Source organism: Streptomyces sp. NPDC101490, from assembly GCF_044767145.1.
In the GTDB taxonomy this organism is placed as follows: Bacteria; Actinomycetota; Actinomycetes; order Streptomycetales; family Streptomycetaceae; genus Streptomyces.
Map to the genome: position 1 here is coordinate 108,323 of NZ_JBIWNI010000005.1, position 6,000 is coordinate 114,322.

The window sequence follows — 6,000 nt, forward strand, 5'->3', positions numbered from 1 at the left end:
GGTTGGTCCCATGTCCGCGCAGTTCAGAGAGGCTATCTACGAGTGGTCCCCGCGCACGCGGGGTTGGTCCCATGATGGTGTCTGCCGAGTACCACGCCACCCCGTGGTCCCCGCGCACGCGGGGTTGGTCCCGCTGCCGGATCGGATCCGGCCCGGGGCACTCCGTGGTCCCCGCGCACGCGGGGTTGGTCCCGGCGGGGAAGAGGAGAAGACCCCTAAGGAGATGTGGTCCCCGCGCACGCGGGGTTGGTCCCATCCACACGTCGATCGACTGGCAGCTATACGAGTGGTCCCCGCGCACGCGGGGTTGGTCCCGCCTGGATCGTGACCAGCCTTGCCGTGTCCGGGTGGTCCCCGCGCACGCGGGGTTGGTCCCGCCCTGCCGGAGCCCAGCGCGCTCCCCACCGCGTGGTCCCCGCGCACGCGGGGTTGGTCCCGCACCGGGGCTCCGCCGCCATGGCTACCGCCGGTGGTCCCCGCGCACGCGGGGTTGGTCCCGTGGGGTGCCGAGGTCCCTGATCCAAGCTGGTGTGGTCCCCGCGCACGCGGGGTTGGTCCCTGGTGGCACACCGACGACCCGACCGACCCTGCGTGGTCCCCGCGCACGCGGGGTTGGTCCCCGGTTGTCGGCTCCGGGGGAGGTGTTCGGGATGTGGTCCTCGCGTACGCGGGGTTGGTCCCACGCTCAACGGCTCGTACAGCATTTCGGCCATGTGGTCCCCGCACACGCGGGGTTGGTCCCGTCCCGCCCGTCACTGTCCCTCGTCCCCGCCCGTGGTCCCCGCGCACGCGGGGTTGGTCCCATGGTCCCGCTCGCGGACGCCTGGGATTCGGGGTGGTCCCCGCACAGGCGGGGTTGGTCCCCCTGCACGGAAGGCGCCATGCCGAACGACACCGTGGTCCCCGCGCACGCGGGGTGCTCTGGCAGGATCGCTCTGTCAGCACGGGGTGGCACCGTCCTCCGCTACTCCCTCGTTACCTATCTCATGGCTCGCCATTGATCTCAGGACGCGTGGACGCGAAGCACTCCCTCAGATTCAATGGCTTCGCCCGTCTCAATTGCCAGCAGTACCGTTACACCCTGTGATGACCTGCAGGGGGCTGATCCGTTGGTGCAGCACGGCCTCCAGCAGCATCAGAAGCGCAGAGGCGACACCCGTCGTGAGGCCCGGGTCGACCGCAGAGCCGGGGGGGGTGAAGACCGCCGACCGGAGCTCGTCCTCCCCGTGAGGCACTGCCTCACGGGACCCGTCAGAGGCCGATCAAGCGGGATCCAGCAGGATAGAAACCGGGCAGTGGGCCCCGACCTGGGGAAAAGCCGCAGGTGAGACCGATCGCATGGGTGGGTTCGGCCCCTCCGCTACCGCTTCCGTCGAAGGGCCTGGCGCGTCAGTGCCAGGCCCTTCCGCGTGCTTCGGGACGATACGAGCGGGGCACCCGTAGGGGAAAGGCACCGGCCACCTATACGGGATGGACGCGGGGGCCCGTAGGGGAGAGGCACGGGGAGACCCGTACGGGGAAGGCTCCGGAGTCACCCTTACGGGAGGACCCGGCGCCCGGACATGGGAGAGGCCCCGGCCGTGCGCTCAGGGAAGCACGGTCGGGGCCTCGTTCAGGGGGTTCCGGGGGTTACGGGACGTCCGGGGAGCTCACGGTGTAGGGGGAACTCGGGGATCCGTCGGTGGCCCTCGGGGATCCGTCCGGGGATCTCGGGGATCCGGAAGAGCTAGGACGGGGGGAGCGGCATCGGGGGGACAAGCCGCTCCCCCCGATGAGAACCGGTCCTGCAAGTCCTGCGCCGCAGTCAGGGGGGAAGCTCGCGGCGCGGACCCCGCAGTGAGGGCCGGTTCCAGGAGCCTGGAGGATTCCTGCCAGATCCCGCCGGGCTCGAGATCCATCCTGCTCGCCCCCGCCCCTTTCGGAGGACGGCAAAAGACCCCGATCTCCGGGCCCTTGGTCCATAAAGCCTCGGTTAGAGTGGCGCGGTCGCGCGGCGGGACGCGGGCGGGGAACCAGGGGAGGGCCGGCCATGGCGCAGGTGAAGAAGATCGCGTTGTACGCGGTGGTGGTCTTCGTGCTGTACACGATCGTCACGTCCCCTTCGAGGGCCGCCGATCTCGTGCAGGTAGGGTTCGAGGGCATTTCCAGCGCCGCCCAGGGTGTCGGCGAGTTCATGACCGAACTCATCAACTAGGAGCTCTCCGTGATCCGCCATCTGGTCCTGTTCAAGCTGAACGAGGGCGTCTCCCGCGACGAGCCGCGCGTCGCCGCGGGGGTGGAGGCGTTCCGCGCGCTCGGCGGCCAGATCCCCGAGGTGCGCTTCTGGGAGTGCGCCTGGAACATCTCGGACCGGCCGATCGCCTACGACTTCGCGATCAACTCGGCCGTCGAGGACCCGGACGCGCTCCAGCGCTACCTGGACCACCCCGCGCACCAGGCGGGCGTCGCCCAGTGGCGCGAGTTCTCCACCTGGGTGATCGCCGACTACGCGTTCTAAGGCGTGTTTCGGAAGGCAGCGCCCCGGCGGGCTTTCCTGGCACCCCCTCTCGGCTCATGGGCGTCCGCTGACGCCGACCGGGCCCCCCGTCCGCGCGCGGGGGGCCTTTTCCGTGCGTGACCTCTACCTTTTCCGCCACTATGCCCTCAACACGTAGTGATGCGGTGCTTGCACACAGTGGACATGTCTTGTGATGCTATGACCGCTTTTGACGGATGAATCGACCGCAGTCGAGCAGCGGACCCGCGAGACCAGCCAGAGGGGTGGCGTGAACGTGCCGGCCAGTACAGCGCCTCAAGTCCCGCCCCAGCACGAGGCGGGCGGCGCGGAGACCCCCCGACCCCGCCCCCAGAGCACCCGTGGCGCCGACACCCGCGCCCTCACCCAGGTCCTCTTCGGCCAGCTCAAGGACCTGGAACCGGGCAGCACCGAGCACCACCGGGTGCGCGGCGCGCTCATCGAGGCCAATCTGCCGCTGGTGCGGTACGCGGCGGCCCGCTTCCGCTCCCGGAACGAGCCGATGGAGGACGTCGTCCAGGTCGGCACCATCGGTCTGATCAACGCCATCGACCGCTTCGACCCGGACCGGGGCGTGCAGTTCCCGACCTTCGCCATGCCGACCGTCGTCGGGGAGATCAAGCGGTACTTCCGCGACAACGTCCGCACCGTGCACGTGCCGCGCCGGCTGCACGAGCTGTGGGTCCAGGTGAACGGCGCCACCGAGGACCTGACCACCGCCCACGGCCGCTCCCCCACGACCGCCGAGATCGCCGAGCGGCTGCGGATCGGCGAGGACGAGGTGCTCGCCTGCATCGAGGCGGGACGCTCGTACCACGCCACCTCCCTGGAGGCCGCGCAGGAGGGCGACGGACTGCCCGGACTGCTCGACCGGCTCGGCTACGAGGACCCCGCGCTGGCCGGAGTGGAGCACCGCGACCTCGTCCGGCACCTGCTCGTCCAGCTGCCCGAGCGGGAGCAGCGCATCCTGATGCTGCGCTACTACAGCAACCTGACCCAGTCCCAAATCAGCCAGGAGCTCGGGGTCTCCCAGATGCACGTGTCAAGGCTCCTCGCCCGGAGCTTCGCCCGGTTGAGGTCCGCAAACAGGATCGAAGCGTAACCGGAACGGGTAGACCGGTTCGGAGCAGTTCTCCCGCACCCCAAATGCCTCACACCCCTTGTTTCCTGCGGATATACGCCCTCGGCTTGTCGACAAGTCACTACAGCGCGTTGCCGACATGTGACATTCTGCTGGAACCGAGTTTGCCGCAGCTCCGCCGCCGGTATTCAGGTGGAAGCTGCGTTCCTCAGATGGTCGCGGCCACCGCGACCGTCCGCGACCTCAAGGGGGTGGCATGTCCACAGAACTGGGCAGCTCGAAGGTGCTCACGCTCACGCCCGTTTCCGTGCCCGCGCAGCCGACGGCGCCCGTCGCGAGCGGCGGCGCGGAGACCTCGCCGCCGCCGGTGGTCGTGCCGTCGGGCGCCCTCGACACCCGCACCCTCTCGCGCTCCCTGTTCCTGCGGCTGCACGCCCTCGACATTGCGGGAATCGCCAAGGACAGCCCCGAGCGGACCTACGTCCGCGACACCCTCATCGAGCTGAACCTGCCGCTCGTGCGGTACGCGGCGGCCCGCTTCCGCTCCCGGAACGAGCCGATGGAGGACATCGTCCAGGTCGGCACCATCGGCCTGATCAAGGCGATCGACCGCTTCGACTGCGAACGGGGCGTGGAGTTCCCGACGTTCGCCATGCCGACCGTCGTCGGAGAGATCAAGCGCTTCTTCCGCGACACCTCGTGGTCGGTCCGCGTCCCGCGCCGCCTCCAGGAGCTGCGCCTGGCCCTCACCAAGGCCAGCGACGAGCTCGCGCAGAAGCTCGACCGCTCCCCCACCGTGCCCGAACTCGCCGCCGTGCTGGGGGTGTCGGAGGAGGACGTCGTCGACGGCCTCGCCGTGGGCAACGCGTACACCGCCTCCTCGCTCGACTCCCCCTCGCCTGAGGACGACGGCGGCGAGGGTTCGCTCGCCGACCGCCTGGGCTACGAGGACACCGCCCTCGAAGGCGTCGAGTACCGCGAGTCGCTCAAGCCGCTGCTCGCCAAACTCCCGCCCAGGGAACGGCAGATCATCATGCTCCGCTTCTTCGCGAACATGACGCAGTCGCAGATCGGCGAGGAGGTCGGCATCTCCCAGATGCACGTCTCCCGGCTGCTCACCCGCACGCTCGCCCAGCTGCGCGACGGACTCATCGCGGACTGACCTTCCGGTCAAGTTCCTCAAAGGGCTCCCTTCCTGATGGAGCGTCAGTCACACTGACGCCCATGAGGCGAAGGAAGCCGGTACTCGTGACGGTGGCGCTCTGCCTCGGCGGAGCGCTGACCGCCTGCGGCGGCGGGGACGGCGAGGGGTACGCGGCGGTGGGCGCGGGCCCCTCCCTCCGAGGAGCGGTCGCCCCGTCCGGCGCGGTGACCCTGGTCCCCCTGGACGACCCCGCCCCGAGCGAAGACGCCTCCGGCACCTCGTCCGCCTCACCGTCCCCACAAGCCCCGGGCGGCCCATCGGGTACGGGTGCGGCCACCACCCCGGGCACGGGACCGGGACCGGGCACGCGTACGGAAGCCGGTACGGGCGCCCCCACGGGCCCCGGCGGCGGTACGCGCCCGGGAGCGGGCCCCGGCACCTCCCCGACGTCCGTGCCCGCCGGCCCCGGCACCGCACCCGGCCACGGGACCGGCACCCCTCCCCGTACCCCCTCCGCACCGCCCCCGGGGCCCACGCCCGGCACCGGGGCGCCCACGGCACCGACGCCCGCCCCCGGGCCCGCCCTGCTGACCGTCTCCGCGCCCGTGCTCGCCGACGGGGACCGGCGCTGGTGCGAGCGGGTGACCGTCACCTTCCGGAACGGCGGGGGCACGGCGGCCCGTTCGGGCACGGTCACCTTCGCCACCCATGTCATCGGCGCCCTCGGGACCGACTGGGCCACACTCACCTCCACCCGGCCGCTGCCCGCCCCGATCGCCGCGGGGGCCGCCCGGACGGAGACGTACGACGTGTGCGTGGACGCCTGGAGAGTGCCGCTCGGCATGCGGATCGACACCCGGGAGGTCACCGCCGTGTGGCGGTGAACGACGGCACGGGGACGAGCCCCGGGGCGGGGGCCGACCGCCGGGGCCTGGCCGCCAGGGCCGGGTCCGGCCTGATCCGGCCTGATCCGATTCTGATCGGGTCCGGTCTGATCCAGCCTGATCCTGCTCTGATTCGGTCCAGTCTCATCCGGTCCGGTCTGGTCTCATCCCGTCTGGCCGGACCATCGAGCCGGGCCCGAAGCAGGCCCAGTGGCTCCCCTCTATAGGGGTGCGCTCCCCTATAGAGGCGCAGAGCGCGGGGAGTGGACGTGAAAGGTGGGGGGGGGCGGGCCCCCCCGCCCCCCCCCCCCCCCCGGGGGGGGGGGGGCGGGGGGGGGCGCCGACGGCCCCCCCCCCCCCCGCCCCCCCCCCCCCC

At 71.4% G+C, this 6,000-nt stretch carries 5 protein-coding genes and 1 CRISPR repeat array (1 of these 6 running past the window's edge); all 5 genes read left to right on the plus strand.

The window, feature by feature from the left end:
* Positions 1-923: a CRISPR direct-repeat array (repeat unit 27 nt; unit sequence GTGGTCCCCGCGCACGCGGGGTTGGTC); it begins 1,361 nt to the left of the window's first position.
* A 1,106-nt stretch (positions 924-2,029) separates the two neighbouring features.
* The 5 genes from ACIRQY_RS13540 (at position 2,030) to ACIRQY_RS13560 (ending at position 5,624) form a co-directional block, all read left to right on the plus strand.
* Complete coding sequence (locus ACIRQY_RS13540) at positions 2,030-2,194, plus strand: hypothetical protein (RefSeq protein ID WP_351789702.1); 165 nt, start codon at positions 2,030-2,032, stop codon at positions 2,192-2,194.
* Between the two features lie 9 nt (positions 2,195-2,203).
* The gene (locus ACIRQY_RS13545) at positions 2,204-2,497 is read left to right on the plus strand and encodes a Dabb family protein (protein WP_351789699.1); all 294 of its coding nucleotides are present in this window, start codon (positions 2,204-2,206) and stop codon (positions 2,495-2,497) included.
* 274 nt (positions 2,498-2,771) lie between these two features.
* Positions 2,772-3,617, plus strand: a complete 846-nt coding sequence (locus ACIRQY_RS13550) for an RNA polymerase sigma factor SigF (protein ID WP_351789697.1) — start codon at positions 2,772-2,774, stop codon at positions 3,615-3,617.
* A gap of 235 nt (positions 3,618-3,852) precedes the next feature.
* On the plus strand, positions 3,853-4,758 hold the full coding sequence (locus ACIRQY_RS13555) for an RNA polymerase sigma factor SigF (protein ID WP_351789694.1): 906 nt from the start codon (positions 3,853-3,855) through the stop codon (positions 4,756-4,758).
* 62 nt (positions 4,759-4,820) lie between these two features.
* The gene (locus ACIRQY_RS13560) at positions 4,821-5,624 is read left to right on the plus strand and encodes a hypothetical protein (RefSeq protein ID WP_403924879.1); all 804 of its coding nucleotides are present in this window, start codon (positions 4,821-4,823) and stop codon (positions 5,622-5,624) included.
* Positions 5,625-6,000 lie beyond the last annotated feature (376 nt).

Excerpts from the sequence above, each read along its gene's own strand:
- ACIRQY_RS13540 (WP_351789702.1), top strand. The coding sequence starts at position 2,030 with ATGGCGCAGGTGAAGAAGATCGCGTTGTACGCGGTGGTGGTCTTCGTG.
- ACIRQY_RS13555 (WP_351789694.1), top strand. The coding sequence starts at position 3,853 with ATGTCCACAGAACTGGGCAGCTCGAAGGTGCTCACGCTCACGCCCGTT.
- ACIRQY_RS13560 (WP_403924879.1), top strand. The coding sequence starts at position 4,821 with ATGAGGCGAAGGAAGCCGGTACTCGTGACGGTGGCGCTCTGCCTCGGC.